The sequence below is a fragment of the Bradyrhizobium sp. ma5 genome (assembly GCF_042258955.1).
Lineage (GTDB): Bacteria > Pseudomonadota > Alphaproteobacteria > Rhizobiales > Xanthobacteraceae > Bradyrhizobium.
The window spans coordinates 7,862,947-7,876,719 of the sequence record NZ_CP170156.1 but is presented as its reverse complement, the minus strand read 5'-3'; the positions used below and the strand labels follow the sequence as shown (position 1 = coordinate 7,876,719).

Sequence of the window (13,773 nt, the reverse complement as noted above, 5' to 3'; positions counted from 1 at the left end):
GATCGAGCGAAGCCGCAGCGCCGCTAGACGATGGTCGTGAGCACGAATGCGTGCCAGGAGCCCCAGTCGATGCCGTCGAACGCGCGCACATACATCGGCTCGGCGCCGGTGGCCGCGCCGCCGCGGACCCACACGTCATCGACAGCCGCGGCGCTGACGTCGATGATGGTGCTGGCCGCCCAATGGGAATTCGCGGAGGTCCAGAAGTAGCCGCTGTCGGCGGTATTGCCGCCGTCGAAGAACTGATACTCGGTCGCGGGATTTCCGTCGACATCGGAGTAGGACAACAAATTGCTGACCTGGCTCCACTCGTTGACGTGCAAGGTCTGATCGCTGATCGAAGCGACCGGTGCATGGTTCGGCAGCGAGGTCAGGATAAAGCTGTCCCAATTGCTCCAGGCGGTCCCGTCGAAGGCCCGCACATACATGGTTTCGGAACCGCCGGCGGTGCCGCCTTGCACCCAGATATTGGCCAGATCGGACGCTGCAACGTCGATGGGGGTGCTGGCTGCCCAGTGTGAATTGGCGGGGGTCCAGAAATAGGCGCTGTTGGCGGCACTGCCGCCGTCCCAGAACTGGTACTTGGTGATCGCATCGCCGTCGGCGTCGGATGCCGTCGTCCAGTTGATGAGTTGTGCCCACTGCGCGGCGTTCAGCGAATGATCGCTGATCGTAACCGTCGGGGCGGTGTTGGTGGACGTCACGATAAAGGGGTCCCAATTGCCCCACGCGGTGCCGTCGAAGGCCCGCACATACATGGTCTCGGAGCCGGGCGTCGAGCCGCCCTGAAGCCAGAGGTTGTCCAGGTCGGACGCCGAAACGTCAATCGGGGTGCTGGCCGCCCAGTGCGCATTGGTCGGTGTCCAGAAATAGGCGCTGGTCGCGCCCGTGCCGCCGTCCCAGAATTGATACTTGGTGATCGTATCACCCTCGGCATCGCTGGTGCTGAGCCAGGCCTCCGGCTTGACCCATTGATTGACGTGAACCGACTGGTCGTTGATGGTCGCGACCGGCGGCGTGTTGACCGTCGACGTCAGCGTGAAGGTATCCCAATTGCTCCACGTGGTGCCGTCGAACCCCCTGACCCACATCGTCTCCGAGCCGGTCGCCGAGCCGCCCTGGATCCAGACATTGGCGAGGTCCGCGGCAGAAACGTCGATCACGGTGTTGGCGTCCCAGTGGGAATTGGTCGGCGTCCAGAAATAGGCGCTGGTCGCCGCCGTGCCGCTGTCCCAGAACTGATACTTCGTGATCGTATCGTTGTCGGCATCCGACGTCGTCAACCAGTCGCCGACGGTGGCCCACTGGCCCATGTGCACGGAATGGTCGCCGCTCGTCACGACGGGGGCCGTGTTCGTCGACGTCAACGTGAAGGTATCCCAGTTGCTCCAGTCCGTTCCGTCGAACGCCCTGACCCACATGGTCTCGGAGCCGGTCGTCGAGCCGCCCTGGACCCAGACATTGGCGAGATCGGCGGCCGAAACGTCGATCGTCGTGTTGGCAGCCCAGTGGGAATTGGTGGGAGTCCAGAAATATGCGCTGGTGGCGGACGTTCCGCTGTCCCAGAACTGGTACTTGGTCGCAGCATCGCCGTTGGCGTCGGAGTAGTTCAGCCAGTTCGTGACCTGCGCCCATGTGTTGGTGTGCAACTGCTGGTCGTTGATCGTGGCGACGGGCGGCGTGTTTGGAATCGTCGTGAAGGTGAACGCGGTCCAGTTGCTCCAGTCCGTCCCGTCGGAGGCGCGTGCCCAGAGTGTCTCGGAGCCTCCGACCGAGCCGGCACGCACCCACACATCGGAGAGATCGGACGCTGCAACGTCGATGACGGTGCCGGCATCCCAATGGCTATTGCTGGGAGTCCAGAAATAGCCGCTGCTCGCGGACGTGCCACTGTCAAAGAACTGAAAGCTCTGCGCGGGATTGCCGTCGGCGTCGAAATAAGTCAGCCATGGCTGCATCTTCTGCCACTGATTGTACAACAGGCTGTGGTTACCAATCGTGACGACCGGTGCGGTATTGGCCATGGTTTGCGTCCTCGTGGTGCGCCGGTCGAAGCCGGCTAATGTCCAAGGTGCAAGGCAATCAATTTTTTGCTCGCGAAGGCGCTGGTGCTGAACCAGCGTCATTGGGCCGAGAGCAGCGCATCAAAAAAGCAGACAGTATCGAGATCAGGATCGCAGGATTTGAGCGCGTCATCTATGACCGGCGTCACACCCGCTGGCCGAGCCAACTGCGGCAAAACGTCCTAGACCTCGCTTCGTAACCACGTCACAGAGGGGGCTCCGTTCGCGGCGGAGCATCGATCGCGAGACGATGATCGCGCCGCGCCAACCTGCCCGCACTCAGAGAACGATGTCCGGTGCGGGCAGAGGCTTGAGGTTCACGCGTGTTCACCGGCTCGCTGCGGCAGGATGAAGACCAGGGCCGCAATCGCAGCGGCGAGAGCGATCGATGCCGTGTAGCGGCTGAGCGCAAGGCCGCCGTGATCCAGCGGCTTGTCGAGGAAATCGCCGACGGTGGCGCCGAGCGGCCGGGTCAGGACGAAGGCGATCCAGAACAGCACCGTGTGCGATATTCTGCTCCAGAGATAGGCGGCGGCAACGATGGCGATGCCGGCAGCGAACACGACGGCGCCGCCGCCATAGCCGAGGCCGGTGGAGTCGGCCATCCAGTCGCCGAGCGCGGTGCCCAGCGTCTGCGAGAACAGGATCGTGATCCAGTAGAAGGTTTCGGCCGCCTTGTTGTCGATCGATGCGATCGAGACCGTTCCCATGGTGCGATACCATGCAACAAGGGACGCAACGAGCAGGCCGGCGAGCAGCGATGAGCCGCCGAGATATCCTATGCCGAGCGAACGGTCGACGAAATCGGCAAAGGTCGTGCCGACGGTCGTGGTCGCGATGATCACCATCCAGTAGAGAGCCGGATGAAAGCGCTTCGCCGCCATCTGCGCTGCGACGGCAGCAGCGAAGACGACTGCGAAGATCGCGGTGCCGACGAGATAACCGAGATTCATCGACATCGTGACGGCGTCGCCGCCGGTCTCGCCGAGCGTGGTGGCGAGAATCTTGATGACCCAGAAGCCGAGCGTGACGGCGGGGACTTTTCCCGCGCGCTCGTCCGCAGCGGTGTCGTGCAATAACAATTCCATGGGGGTCTTTCGCTCCGGGAGGCCGGGTCGCCGGCGGACGATGCCGCCGGCGGGTGGTCGAAATGCTGGATGGAGAGATCAGGCCTTCATCGAGTCCATGATCGACAGCAGCTCGGCGAGCGCCTTCTTGCACTTGGCCGCATCCGGATTGGTCTCACGCACCGCCTCGAGCGCGCGATCGATCGCCTTGTCGACCGTGTGCCAGTCCGCGGCCGCACGCGGCTTCAATCCGGCTTCCGCTTCGTCCCATTTGGTCTCGAGATCCTTGATCCGCGTCTTGGCGCCGACGAGGTCGCCCTTGTCGACCAGTGCCGCGACATCGGCGGCGATGCTGCGGAAGGGCGCCAGGTCGCCGAGCCTGGAGGCCGCCGTCTGCGTGTGCGGCAGCAGCCTGAGGCCTGCGTTGGCATCGGGGAGCGGCTGGATCACTGCGAGCGCAACAATCGCCGTCGCCAAGCTGAGTGTCGTCTTGTTCATCGTGGTTCTCCTGTGTGGGGTTGGTTCGATTGATGTCCGTCGGGACGCGGTTGAACTCACGCGCCGGGCGACGCTTCGGGCTTGCCGCCGGCGTCGCCTTCGAACGACAGCCAGGCGACCAGCGCGACGATCACCGTCAGGAAGGCCAGGCTGGTGTAGATCGTGCCGAAGCCGAGGCCGCCGTACTCACGGGCCTGGGACAGCAGGTCGCCGAACGATGCTCCGAGCGGGCGCGTCAGGATGTAGGCGAGCCAGAAGGTCAGCACCGCGTTAGCGCCGAGCGCATAGGCCGCCGCGATGACTGCGATGAGTGCTGTGAACGCGACCACCCCGACGTTGAAGCCAAGGCCCAGCGCTTCGGTCGCAAGATCACCCGCAGCCGTGCCGAGCGCGAATGTGAACAGGATCGCGGCCCAGTAGAACAGTTCGCGCCGTTGGGTCACGATGCTGTGGATCGACAGCGTCCGTTCGACCGAAAACCAGATCGCGAAGGTCGCGGCCAAAGCGATCGCGAAGGCGGCCGTGCTGACGTAGAGGCTGATCTCGAGCTTGTCGGTCAGCGCATCGGTAATCTGCGTCCCCACGATGCTGACCAGCACGACCGTCAGCCAGTAGACCCACGGCACGTAGCGGTCCATCCGCAGCTGGATGGCCAGCACTGCGGCCAGCAGCGTCATCATCAGCAGGCCGGTTACGCTGGTGCCAAGGCCGACATGGACGGCGAGATAATCGGCGCCGGTCTCGCCGACGGTGGTCGACATGATCTTGATCAGCCAGAAGACGAGGGTGACTTCGGGGACCTTGTTCAGCATGCTGCGGCCGATGGGTCTGATATCCAGCACGGTGTAAAGCTCCGCTTTTGAGGGGGGCGGCGGTTCCGCCGAGTTCGAAAGCGAGCGTGCACGGCGAGACTTAGCCCCGGCTTAGGCGGGCGGCGCGGCCGCCATTTGGGCGCCGAAAGCCCCTAAGTTGCGGCTAAGTCGAAGCTGATATGATCGCGGAAGCGTCGCCGGCTGATCGGTGGACGCAGTTTCACCGGGGCCTACTCCCGGTGCGGATCGGGGACGGATTACCAGGCGATGCGGGTGCTCGTGGTGGAGGACGACAGGATGATCGGCGCCGCCGTCGTCGAGGCGCTGCGGGATGCCGCCTATGCGGTCGACTGGGTGCGCAATGGCGATCTTGCCATCGAAGCCAGCCGCAGCGAGACCTACGACATTGCGCTGCTCGATCTCGGCCTGCCATTGACCGACGGGCTCGACGTTCTCAAGGCGATCCGGGAGCGTGCCTCGCGCCTTCCGGTGATCATTCTCACCGCACGCGATGCGCTGAACGATCGCATCCGGGGACTTGATCTCGGCGCCGACGATTACCTGGTCAAGCCGTTCGAGATCGCCGAGTTGCTGGCGCGCATGCGCGCGGTACTGCGGCGCGAGGGCAGCGGGGCGCCGCCGGTGCTGACCAACGGCGAGCTTCATCTCGACCCGGCCACGCGGGAAGCCACGTTCTGCGAAGAAAAAGCCGTGCTCAGCGCACGCGAGTTCGCCCTGCTTCAGGCGCTGCTTGCGCGGCCGGGAACGATCCTGTCCCGTGCCGAGCTCGAGCGCCAGATCTATGGCTGGCGCGAGGAGGTCGAGAGCAACGCGGTCGAATTCCTGATCCACGCCGTGCGCAGAAAACTGGGCGCCGCGGCGATCAGGAACGTGCGCGGCGTCGGGTGGATGGTGGATCGTTCGAGATGATGAGATCGCTGCGCGGGCGCCTGTTCGTCGGACTCACCGCGATCATCCTGCTGACCGGCGCCGTCGGCGGACTGCTGGCGTACAGATGGGCCTACAGCGAAGCGATCGAGATGCAGGACTCCGTCCTGATCCAGATCGGCAGCTTCGCGCTCAGCGCTCCGATCCGGCAAAGCCGCCCGGTCACCGGCATCGACGCGGAAGCCGAGGTCGCCGTCGTCGAGCTCGGCGAGGTGCCGCGCGGCGCCGCCGATGAACGCCGGCTCTGGGGACTGACGGATGGGCTGCACAATGATGTCTATCACAGCCAGCCGGTGCGCGTGCTGCTTCGGACCCGGCCGGACGGCAGCCGCTTTGCGGTGACGCAGCAGACCGAGATCCGCACCGAGATCGCGGGCGATATGGCCGTACGCACGCTGTTGCCGATTGCGGCGTTGGTGCCGTGCCTTTTGCTGATGACGGCATTCGTGATCGCCCGATCGTTCCGACCGATGTTGCGCCTCGCCGGCGATCTCGATGCGAGCAGGGTGGATGACGTCGGTGCGTTGCCGGCGACGGGCGCGCCGAGCGAGCTGCAGCCGTTCCTCGGCTCGATCAACGGCTTGCTGGGGCGGGTGCGCGTCATGATGGACCAGCAGCGGCGTTTCATCGCCGACGCGGCCCATGAACTTCGTACGCCGGTCACCGCGCTCAGCCTGCAGGCGGAAAATCTCGCCTCCCTCGACATGCCGGCGGAGACGCGCGACCGGCTCGATGCGCTGAAGAGCGGCATGCGGCGCACCAAGCATCTGCTCGAGCAACTTCTGGCGCTGGCGCGTCAGGACGCTGCGCCGTCTGTCATGCGTGCAGCGGTGGAGCTGGACAAGATCGCAAAAGGCGTCGTCGCCGATCTGCTGCCGGAGGCCGCAGCGCGCAACATCGATCTCGGCTTCACGACGGTCGAACCCATCACGGTGAGCGGTGATGAGCTGTCCCTGATCTCGGCGGTCCGGAACCTGGTCGAGAACGCAATCAAGTTCACGCCCAACGGAGGGGCTGTCGATCTTGCCGTCGCCAGGGAGGACGGCATGGCCGTCGTCCAGATCGAGGACACCGGACCGGGCATTGCACCGCAAGATCTGGCGCGGATCGGCGAGCCGTTCTTTCGCGGCGGCCAGCCGAGCGGCGAGGGCGCCGGGCTCGGGCTCTCGATCGTGAAGCGCATCGTCGATCATGCCGCCGGTTCGGTTCTGTTCGAAAATGTGACCGGTGCCGGACGTTCGGGCCTGCGCGTGACCATCAAGCTGCCGGCGACCGCCGGGTGAGGCCTGTCGGCCGGCAAAATGGGTGCCTGCCGCGCGGCATCATCGCCATTGCATCTTGAGACCCGCCCGGCTTACCGCTACCAGTGCAGTTCGGATGCGGGCTTTGCGTGCCGCCGGTGGAGACCGGTTCGGATGTCGCGGGGCCGACGGAAGCAATGCCAGGCGCATTGGAGAAAGGACGTTTCTCATGGCGAACACGACGGCGGAGCTTGAAGCGCTCCTGATGCAGCGGTCGCTGACCGATCCGCAGCTCCTGGCGACGGCCGAGGCCGCGTCGAATTTCCGGATCCTGCCGGATGCCGCGGTGATCAAGATCGGCGGCCAGAGCGTCATCGACCGCGGCCGCGCCGCGGTCTATCCGCTGGTCGACGAGATCGTCGCGGCCCGCAAGGCGCACAAGATGCTGATCGGGACCGGCGCGGGCACCCGCGCCCGGCATCTCTACTCGATCGCGGCCGGGCTCAGACTGCCGGCCGGCGTGCTCTCGCAGCTCGGCGCCTCGGTTGCCGATCAGAACGCCGTGATGCTCGGCCAGTTGCTTGCCAAGCACGGCATCTCCGCGGTCAGCGGCGCCGGGCTTTCGGCCGTGCCGCTGTATCTTGCCGAGGTGAACGCGGTGATCTTCAGCGGCATGCCGCCTTACGGGCTGTGGATGCGGCCCGCACCTGAAGGCATGATCCCGCCCTACCGCACCGATGCCGGCTGCTTCCTGGTCGCCGAACAGTTCGGCTGCAAGTCGATGATCTATGTGAAGGACGAGAACGGTCTCTACACCGCGAACCCCAAGACCTCGAAGGGCGCCACCTTCATTCCGAAGATCTCGGTCGCCGAGATGAAGGCGAAGGGATTGCAGGATTCGATCCTCGAGTTCCCGGTGCTCGATCTGCTCGCCACCGCGCGCCATGTCCGTCAGGTGCAGGTCGTCAATGGCCTCGTCCCCGGCAATCTCACCCGCGCGCTCGCGGGCGAGCATGTCGGCACCATCATCACCGCGAACTGAGCAGGGACACGACCATGGATGACACCATCAAGCACGTCGCTTCGCCGCTCGCGCGCCAGACCCTGCTCGACAGCGATCTCACCCGTCCCGTCGCCGGCGGACGCCCGATCCCGCTGCTGCCCTGGGTGCAGGTGGTGAAGATCGGCGGCCGCTCGATCATGGATCGCGGCTATGAGGCGATCCTGCCTGTTGTCGACGAGCTGCGTTCGCTGCTGCCCGAGCACCGCATGCTGATCCTGACCGGCGCCGGCATCCGCGCCCGCCATCTCTACAGCGTCGGCCTCGACCTCGGTCTGCCTGTTGGCTCGCTCGCGCCGCTCGCAGCAAGCGAGGCCGGCCAGAACGGCCACATTCTCGGTTGCCTGCTCGCGCCGGAAGGCGTGTCCTATATCGAGCATCCGACCATCGCGAGCCAGCTCGCGATCCATCTCTCCGCGGCCCGCGCGGTGGTCGGCAGCGCCTTCCCGCCGTATCACCATCATGAATTCCCGGTCTCGCGCATCCCGTTGCACCGCGCCGACACCGGCGCGTTCCTGATCGCCGATGCGCTCGGCGCCGCCGGCCTCACCATCGTCGAGGACGTCGACGGCGTGTATAGCGACGATCCGAACGGTCCCAACGGCAAGAAGGCCCAGCTGCTGCGCGAGACCAGCTTCGCCGATCTTGCCAAGCTGAAGGGGACGCTGCCGTTCGATCCCGCGCTGCTCGAGGTGATGGCGAACGCACGGCACATCGAACGGGTGCAAGTCGTGAACGGCTTGGTTCCCGGCCGACTCACCGCAGCGCTGCGCGGCCAGCATGTCGGCTCGATCATCCGCACCGGCGCACGGCCGGCGTAAATCGCGCCGCCGACTCCGCCTTACCTCGCCCCGCGCGCGGGGAGAGGTCGGAATGCATCGATAGATGCATTCCGGGTGAGGGGGAGTCTCCACGGACCCAGCTATCACCGTACGCGCGGAGATGGCCCCTCACCCCAACCCTCTCCCCGTAAGAACGGGGCGAGGGAGCACATCTACATTGCGATTACTTGATCGTGGCGTGCACGGTGATGACCGAGGTGCCGGAGGCCTTCGGTCCCTGACCTGTCGCCTTGATGGCGAACGTATCGTTGCCCTTGTACTTGGCCTTCGCCCTGTATTCGAAGGTCGATGCGTTGATCTTCTTCAATTTGCCATAGGCCGGCTTTTGCGAGATCGACGAGTCCGTCACCGTGCCGCGGATCCCGATCGGGATCTGGCAGCTTTCGCCGGCTGCGAGGTCGATATCGCCGGTCGAATTCTCGCCCCAATCCGCCAATGTCACCGACATCGAGCATTCCGGCACGGCCTGCGCCGCCGACGCCGGCGTGACAGTTGATGCCGCAAGGATGAGCGCCAGTGCGGCTAATCCCGACAATCGCGTCGTAACGATGCTCGTTCTCATGCAAGGCTCACTGCTGAAGGTGTTCGGCGCCGAAATCCTGCAACGTGGAAGCAAGGGTGGCAAGGGCTTCGCCCCAACTGCGTGACATGTGTTGAAATGCCTGGACGCTTGTTGCGTCATTGGAGCGCAGCCATAGTCGCGCCCGATCCGATCGGGACAAAGGCTCGCGTGACAAGAAAGGGTTCCAATGGCTGAAAGCAACAACGGTCAGGCCAACGTTCAGCAAACCGGCTTTGCCGGCGTCACGCGCAAGACCCTCGAGCGACTGCAACTGCCCGGCGATCAGCGCGAGCTTGTCGTTGCCGAGGTGACCTATCCGCCCGGCGGAGTTGCTCCGCTGCACCGGCATCCGGTCGGCGGCGTGATCTTCATCGTCGAAGGTGTTGCCGAGTCCGCCTATGGCGACGAGGCGCCGCGACAATATCGGGCAGGCGAGACCCTGCAGGACCGGGCCGATGTTCCGCACACGCTGTTTCGCAATTGCGACCCGGAACGGCCGCTGTGCTTTCTGACGATCTACGCGCTCGAACCCGGGCGCGCCTACACGATGGAGCCGTGAGGTCTGGGTGTTTCCGTCAGCTGTTCAGCTCATCACGAGCTTGATCTGGCCGCCCTCAATGGTCCCCGCCGCAAGGGCATCGCGAGCCCTCTTTTCAATAGCCGGCCAATTCGCGAGCAGATATTTGTGCGCCTGCATCTTGGTTGGGAATGTGGTTTGCAGGGTGCAGTCCTGCCGCGCGTTTCCGTTCGCAATCTGAAAGGACACCGCTTGGGGTCCCTCATTGATCTCTTGTTCGGTGGGCTTGGGAAGCTTGCGCATGCTGCTCCTTCACGAAGATTCTCGCGCTCGTCGCGAATGGAATTCGGTCGCATCCGGGGCGGGCGATCCGGTCGCGAGGCGCGCGGGGCTAATCGACGTCGGCGGCTCCAGCCGCGGTCTTTTTGGCTTTTGCCGGGCGCGGCTTCGACGTCTGGTCCGGGCTCGGCGTGTTACGCACGGCCTCGGTCAGCATCTCGCGCAATTCGGCCTTGGTCTTGGGTGCTTCGCGCTTGCTCGGTTTTTGCCAGTTGGTCATTGAGTCTATATGGGGATGCCCGAGGCAAAATGCTACCGCTCTCTCAAGCTTTCGGGTTTACCCCGGCCACCGGCGGCGGAACGGCCAGAAGGAAGCAGACCGATTCCACCAGCAGCTCATGTGCACGGTCGACGATGTCGTCCAGCGATGGCGTCTTCGCGAACATGGCCTGGGCTTCAGCCAACAACTGCTCGCGCGTCGGCATGCTGGGCAGATGCAAGTCGGCACGATGCTGCAACAGAAAAAGCGCGTCCCGCACCGACAATCCGGTTTCGTGGATTGAGGATTTGATCGCCTGCGCAATGTGTTCAGGGTTGAAACGGCCGGCAAGCTGCTCAGCCGTCCGCTTGATCACACGCGATCCCAGGCGCTGCTCGTTGCGCAGAACCTGCGCGGGCGGCGCCTTGAGATCCCAGACGACACCGAACCAGGACAAGGCCACCAGAACATAATAGGTCGCATCAATCTCCCACCAGCGGAAGCCCTGCCGCGCGCTGCTTTGATAGGCGTGGTGATTGTTGTGCCAACCCTCGCCCATCGTAACCAGCGCCAGCAGCCAATTGTTGCGGGAGTCATCGCCCGTCACATACCGCTTGCGACCGTGAACATGTGCGAGGGAGTTGATGCAGAACGTCGCGTGATACAGCAGCACGGTGCTCCAGAAGAAACCGGCCAGGAGCCCCGGCCACCCGGCAATGAGGAAGCACAGGACTGCGACCACGACCGCCGGCAAAATCTCAAATCTGTGCAGCCACATCAACTCCGGATACGCGGCAAAATCCGCGACTTTCGTCAGATCAGTCGCATCGTGCTGTCGATAGAAGATCCAGCCGAGATGACTGTACACGAAGCCTTTGTGCCGGGGTGAATGCACATCGTGCTCGGTATCTGAATGAAGGTGGTGATGTCGATGTTTCGCAGCCCACCAAAGGACGCTTTTCTGGGCGCTGCTTTGGGCCAGGAATGCGAGGATGAACTGAAACGTCCGGCTGGTCGAATAGGCTCGATGCGAGAAGTAGCGATGATACCCGGCCGTGATCGCAAACATGCGCACCCAATACAGCGCGACGCAAATTGCAATCGCCGGCCATGAGACGCCCGACCAGATCGCCGCCAGACACCCCAAATGGACCAGCACGAACGGGAGCACCTGCGGGTACATGATGTCGTCGTGCTGCGGAGCTGGATCGATCTTGGTGGACACGCTCGCGACCTCAGCTGCTTCGATGCGCAGGCCGCTTCGCCGGCAGACGGTTCAAGTCCTGATCCTGGCGGGCATTGCGCGCGATGTTGATAAAAGAGAACCCCGCGGCCGGGTGACCAGTCGCGGGGTCGCGTAACCTGAAGCTTTGCCAGTTCATCCGTGGTCAAAGCAGCATGGCTAATTGCCGCAGCTTACACCGCGCGCAGATTGTCCGCAGCAGATTTGCCGGTGCGGCGGTCTGCAACGATTTCAAAAGAAACCTTTTGACCCTCGTTGAGGGAGCTCATGCCGGCGCGTTCGACGGCGCTGATATGAACGAAAACGTCCTGGCCGCCGTCGTCCGGCTGAATGAAGCCGAAGCCCTTCTGGCCGTTAAACCACTTCACAGTTCCCATGCTCATGGAACATCGTCCTTTGGTATAGATGCGTGTTTGGAGCCGCACCCGAGGGCGCAGCAGGCTAATTCGAAGTTTAGGGGTGAGGGTCGTCAGTCAGGCACGCTATGAGCGGCGAGGCCAAGTCGTTCGGCCGAAACTCGATCCGAGGAAGTTAACTACAGTTCGATCGTTCCGCAAGGGGCCTTCCTCCTTTCTCTGCCTGACCGCACGGCGGGGACACCGTGCGATTACGGGCACCTGCGCTATTCCTTCTTCGCCGTCAGGCCGTCGACCATCGCGCGCGTCAGGGTCGAGATCTCGCTGCGCAGCGCGCCGATCGGCACCGCGATCAGCTTGTGCTCGAGCCCGAGCGCGACCATGCCGTGGACGGCGGAGAACAGGCTGCGCGCGGTGACGCCGAGCTGTGCCGGCGAGCGCTGCGGAAACAGCGCGGCGAGCGGCTTATAGATGTGGCGAAACAGTTCCATCTGCTCGCTGATGGCCCATTCCGGCACCGGCTTGCCGGGCTGCATGCGATGCTCGAACAGTGCGCGCCATAGTTCGAGATTGTCGGCGGCGAAGTCGCAATAGGCGACCGCGATCCGGACCAGCATCTCGCGCGGCGCGGCCGCGCCGCGGATCTCGGCCAGCGACAGCGAAGCATCGAGCCGCGCCAGCGTGCGGGAGCCGACGCGCAGGATCAGCTCGTCGACATCCTCGACCAGATTGTAGACGCCGCCATTGGCGACGCCGATTTCCTGCGCCAGTTCGCGCGTTTTCAGGCCGCCAAGACCCTTTGCCGCAATTGCCCGTTCCGCCGCCTCGATCAGCGCTTCGCGCAGTTTCGCTCGTCGTTCCAATGCTTTGGACATGTTTCACCCGTCGTTAACCAGATGCGTGAGCGTCGCTCAAATAAATCTTGAGCATCGCTCAGTATGTGGTACAAGAGATTCATGAGCGATGCTCATATCAGGGAGTGACCAAATGTTCAAAACTGTTTTGACGATTTTCCGCGGCAGCGTGGCGGCAGCCGAGGAGGAACTGCAGGATCGGACCGCGCTGGTCGTGCTCGACCAGCAGATGCGCGATGCCGCCGCCGCGGTCGACCGCTCGAAACGGACCCTCGCGCTCGCCATTGCCGGCGACGCGCAGGAGGGCCGGCGGCTCGAGGCGACCAATGCCCGGATCGCCGATCTCGAGGTGCGGGCGTCGGCGGCGCTCGAGGGGGGCCGGGACGACCTCGCCCGCGAAGCCGCGCAGGCGATCGCCAACCTCGAAGCCGAACGCGACGCCGCGATGACCGCGCGCACGCTGTTCGCCACCGAGATCACCCGGCTGAAGCGCCACGTCGCCAACGCCGAGGCGCGCATCGCCGAGCTCGATCGCGGCCGGCGCCTCGCCCGTGCCTCGGAAGCGGTGCGTTCGCTGCGCCGAAGCGGCATCGAGGCGGCGCGGCCCTACGAGTCGACGCTGCCGGAAGCCGAAGCGACGCTGAAGCGGCTGCGCGAGCGGCAGATGGAGATCCAGGCGGCGGATGACGCGCTGTTCGAGATCGACACCGCCTCGGGTCCATCAGTCGTCGCCGAAAGGCTCGCCGAACAGGGCTTTGGCCCGCGGATGAAATCGACCGCCGACGACGTGCTGGCGCGCTTGAGAGCCAAGCGCCCGCCTGCCGCCTGAGAACTCGAGCCTGAAACCAAGCCAACTTCAAATCACGTAACATCAAGGAGACGATCATGAACCAGACCATCCAACCCCACAGCGGCGCTTGGGTCACCTTCACCTACGCGTCCTTCGCAGCCTCCGCCTTCCTCGTCGCCGTCGGCGTGTTCTTCCTGCCCATTGACCTCTGGATGAAGGGCTATCTGACGATGGGCATCGTGATGCTGGTCCAGACCTGCATCACGCTGACCAAGACCGTGCGCGACAATTACGAGAGCGGCAAGTTCGTGAACCGGATCGAGGACGCCAAGGCCGAGCGCCTGCTGATGGAAGTGTCGAAGGCGGGGTGAGAACGCGGCCT

General features: G+C 64.2%; 18 protein-coding genes. 8 read left to right on the top strand and 10 right to left on the bottom strand.

Translation table 11 applies throughout. The features are described from left to right. Nucleotides 1-23: 23 nt before the first annotated feature. Nucleotides 24-2,024, bottom strand: a complete 2,001-nt coding sequence (locus ACE103_RS37140; RefSeq protein ID WP_375777045.1) for a hypothetical protein — start codon at nt 2,022-2,024, stop codon at nt 24-26. A 38-nt stretch (nt 2,025-2,062) separates the two neighbouring features. Between ACE103_RS37140 and ACE103_RS37135 the strand changes: the two genes are divergently transcribed. Continuing rightward, complete coding sequence (locus tag ACE103_RS37135) at nt 2,063-2,263, top strand: hypothetical protein (protein WP_223966971.1); 201 nt, start codon at nt 2,063-2,065, stop codon at nt 2,261-2,263. A 117-nt stretch (nt 2,264-2,380) separates the two neighbouring features. Here ACE103_RS37135 and ACE103_RS37130 read toward each other — a convergent pair whose 3' ends face one another. The 3 genes from ACE103_RS37130 to ACE103_RS37120 all read right to left on the bottom strand — a co-directional run bounded on the left by ACE103_RS37130 (nt 2,381) and on the right by ACE103_RS37120 (nt 4,440). Further along, nucleotides 2,381-3,151 carry a hypothetical protein gene (locus ACE103_RS37130; RefSeq protein WP_375777044.1) on the bottom strand — a complete coding sequence of 257 codons (771 nt, stop codon included), beginning with the start codon at nt 3,149-3,151 and terminating at the stop codon, nt 2,381-2,383. A 78-nt stretch (nt 3,152-3,229) separates the two neighbouring features. Then, the gene (locus tag ACE103_RS37125; RefSeq protein ID WP_375777043.1) at nt 3,230-3,628 is read right to left on the bottom strand and encodes a hypothetical protein; all 399 of its coding nucleotides are present in this window, start codon (nt 3,626-3,628) and stop codon (nt 3,230-3,232) included. Between the two features lie 56 nt (nt 3,629-3,684). Next, complete coding sequence (locus tag ACE103_RS37120) at nt 3,685-4,440, bottom strand: hypothetical protein (RefSeq protein WP_375781263.1); 756 nt, start codon at nt 4,438-4,440, stop codon at nt 3,685-3,687. Nucleotides 4,441-4,707: 267 nt separating this feature from the next. On the opposite strand from ACE103_RS37120, the gene ACE103_RS37115 reads away from it, so the two are divergent. From ACE103_RS37115 to ACE103_RS37100, 4 genes are all read left to right on the top strand, one after another. Then, on the top strand, nt 4,708-5,370 hold the full coding sequence (locus ACE103_RS37115) for a response regulator transcription factor (protein ID WP_223967209.1): 663 nt from the start codon (nt 4,708-4,710) through the stop codon (nt 5,368-5,370). After that, nucleotides 5,367-6,671 carry an ATP-binding protein gene (locus tag ACE103_RS37110; RefSeq protein WP_375777042.1) on the top strand — a complete coding sequence of 435 codons (1,305 nt, stop codon included), beginning with the start codon at nt 5,367-5,369 and terminating at the stop codon, nt 6,669-6,671. The genes ACE103_RS37115 and ACE103_RS37110 overlap by 4 nt, the downstream gene beginning before the upstream one ends. Before the next feature lie 187 nt (nt 6,672-6,858). Beyond that, nucleotides 6,859-7,671 carry a uridine kinase gene (locus ACE103_RS37105; RefSeq protein ID WP_375777041.1) on the top strand — a complete coding sequence of 271 codons (813 nt, stop codon included), beginning with the start codon at nt 6,859-6,861 and terminating at the stop codon, nt 7,669-7,671. Between the two features lie 14 nt (nt 7,672-7,685). Beyond that, the gene (locus ACE103_RS37100; protein ID WP_375777040.1) at nt 7,686-8,510 is read left to right on the top strand and encodes a molybdenum storage protein subunit alpha; all 825 of its coding nucleotides are present in this window, start codon (nt 7,686-7,688) and stop codon (nt 8,508-8,510) included. Nucleotides 8,511-8,694: 184 nt separating this feature from the next. On the opposite strand, the gene ACE103_RS37095 is transcribed toward ACE103_RS37100, so the two are convergent. Then, nucleotides 8,695-9,093, bottom strand: coding sequence for a hypothetical protein (locus ACE103_RS37095; protein ID WP_375777039.1), 399 nt, complete (start codon nt 9,091-9,093; stop codon nt 8,695-8,697). Nucleotides 9,094-9,280: 187 nt separating this feature from the next. Here ACE103_RS37095 and ACE103_RS37090 point away from each other — a divergent pair, with 187 nt between their 5' ends. After that, nucleotides 9,281-9,652, top strand: a complete 372-nt coding sequence (locus tag ACE103_RS37090) for a cupin domain-containing protein (protein WP_375777038.1) — start codon at nt 9,281-9,283, stop codon at nt 9,650-9,652. A 24-nt stretch (nt 9,653-9,676) separates the two neighbouring features. Here ACE103_RS37090 and ACE103_RS37085 read toward each other — a convergent pair whose 3' ends face one another. The 5 genes from ACE103_RS37085 to ACE103_RS37065 form a co-directional block, all read right to left on the bottom strand. Beyond that, nucleotides 9,677-9,913 (bottom strand): hypothetical protein, encoded by a 237-nt coding sequence (locus ACE103_RS37085; protein ID WP_375777037.1) that lies wholly within the window; start codon nt 9,911-9,913, stop codon nt 9,677-9,679. Nucleotides 9,914-10,001: 88 nt separating this feature from the next. After that, nucleotides 10,002-10,169 carry a hypothetical protein gene (locus tag ACE103_RS37080; RefSeq protein WP_223966988.1) on the bottom strand — a complete coding sequence of 56 codons (168 nt, stop codon included), beginning with the start codon at nt 10,167-10,169 and terminating at the stop codon, nt 10,002-10,004. 43 nt (nt 10,170-10,212) lie between these two features. Further along, nucleotides 10,213-11,331 carry an acyl-CoA desaturase gene (locus ACE103_RS37075; protein ID WP_375781262.1) on the bottom strand — a complete coding sequence of 373 codons (1,119 nt, stop codon included), beginning with the start codon at nt 11,329-11,331 and terminating at the stop codon, nt 10,213-10,215. Nucleotides 11,332-11,564: 233 nt separating this feature from the next. Further along, nucleotides 11,565-11,774, bottom strand: a complete 210-nt coding sequence (locus ACE103_RS37070; RefSeq protein ID WP_097671727.1) for a cold-shock protein — start codon at nt 11,772-11,774, stop codon at nt 11,565-11,567. A 239-nt stretch (nt 11,775-12,013) separates the two neighbouring features. Then, nucleotides 12,014-12,622 (bottom strand): TetR/AcrR family transcriptional regulator, encoded by a 609-nt coding sequence (locus ACE103_RS37065; RefSeq protein WP_223966990.1) that lies wholly within the window; start codon nt 12,620-12,622, stop codon nt 12,014-12,016. A 112-nt stretch (nt 12,623-12,734) separates the two neighbouring features. On the opposite strand from ACE103_RS37065, the gene ACE103_RS37060 reads away from it, so the two are divergent. Next, the gene (locus tag ACE103_RS37060; protein WP_375777036.1) at nt 12,735-13,430 is read left to right on the top strand and encodes a PspA/IM30 family protein; all 696 of its coding nucleotides are present in this window, start codon (nt 12,735-12,737) and stop codon (nt 13,428-13,430) included. A 56-nt stretch (nt 13,431-13,486) separates the two neighbouring features. Continuing rightward, entirely contained in the window at nt 13,487-13,762 is a 276-nt protein-coding gene (locus ACE103_RS37055) for a YiaA/YiaB family inner membrane protein (protein WP_375777035.1), read from the top strand. The last annotated feature ends 11 nt before the right edge of the window (nt 13,763-13,773 follow it).

What these genes read in the sequence shown, in the direction of transcription:
- ACE103_RS37115 (WP_223967209.1), top strand. Translation starts at nt 4,708, where the DNA reads ATGCGGGTGCTCGTGGTGGAGGACGACAGGATGATCGGCGCCGCCGTC.
- ACE103_RS37055 (WP_375777035.1), top strand. Translation starts at nt 13,487, where the DNA reads ATGAACCAGACCATCCAACCCCACAGCGGCGCTTGGGTCACCTTCACC.
- ACE103_RS37120 (WP_375781263.1), bottom strand. Translation starts at nt 4,440, where the DNA reads ATGCTGAACAAGGTCCCCGAAGTCACCCTCGTCTTCTGGCTGATCAAG.
- ACE103_RS37085 (WP_375777037.1), bottom strand. Translation starts at nt 9,913, where the DNA reads ATGCGCAAGCTTCCCAAGCCCACCGAACAAGAGATCAATGAGGGACCC.
- ACE103_RS37090 (WP_375777038.1), top strand. Translation starts at nt 9,281, where the DNA reads ATGGCTGAAAGCAACAACGGTCAGGCCAACGTTCAGCAAACCGGCTTT.
- ACE103_RS37135 (WP_223966971.1), top strand. Translation starts at nt 2,063, where the DNA reads ATGTCCAAGGTGCAAGGCAATCAATTTTTTGCTCGCGAAGGCGCTGGT.
- ACE103_RS37130 (WP_375777044.1), bottom strand. Translation starts at nt 3,151, where the DNA reads ATGGAATTGTTATTGCACGACACCGCTGCGGACGAGCGCGCGGGAAAA.
- ACE103_RS37065 (WP_223966990.1), bottom strand. Translation starts at nt 12,622, where the DNA reads ATGTCCAAAGCATTGGAACGACGAGCGAAACTGCGCGAAGCGCTGATC.
- ACE103_RS37070 (WP_097671727.1), bottom strand. Translation starts at nt 11,774, where the DNA reads ATGAGCATGGGAACTGTGAAGTGGTTTAACGGCCAGAAGGGCTTCGGC.
- ACE103_RS37075 (WP_375781262.1), bottom strand. Translation starts at nt 11,331, where the DNA reads ATGTACCCGCAGGTGCTCCCGTTCGTGCTGGTCCATTTGGGGTGTCTG.
- ACE103_RS37125 (WP_375777043.1), bottom strand. Translation starts at nt 3,628, where the DNA reads ATGAACAAGACGACACTCAGCTTGGCGACGGCGATTGTTGCGCTCGCA.
- ACE103_RS37140 (WP_375777045.1), bottom strand. Translation starts at nt 2,024, where the DNA reads ATGGCCAATACCGCACCGGTCGTCACGATTGGTAACCACAGCCTGTTG.
- ACE103_RS37095 (WP_375777039.1), bottom strand. Translation starts at nt 9,093, where the DNA reads ATGAGAACGAGCATCGTTACGACGCGATTGTCGGGATTAGCCGCACTG.
- ACE103_RS37100 (WP_375777040.1), top strand. Translation starts at nt 7,686, where the DNA reads ATGGATGACACCATCAAGCACGTCGCTTCGCCGCTCGCGCGCCAGACC.
- ACE103_RS37080 (WP_223966988.1), bottom strand. Translation starts at nt 10,169, where the DNA reads ATGACCAACTGGCAAAAACCGAGCAAGCGCGAAGCACCCAAGACCAAG.
- ACE103_RS37110 (WP_375777042.1), top strand. Translation starts at nt 5,367, where the DNA reads ATGATGAGATCGCTGCGCGGGCGCCTGTTCGTCGGACTCACCGCGATC.
- ACE103_RS37060 (WP_375777036.1), top strand. Translation starts at nt 12,735, where the DNA reads ATGTTCAAAACTGTTTTGACGATTTTCCGCGGCAGCGTGGCGGCAGCC.
- ACE103_RS37105 (WP_375777041.1), top strand. Translation starts at nt 6,859, where the DNA reads ATGGCGAACACGACGGCGGAGCTTGAAGCGCTCCTGATGCAGCGGTCG.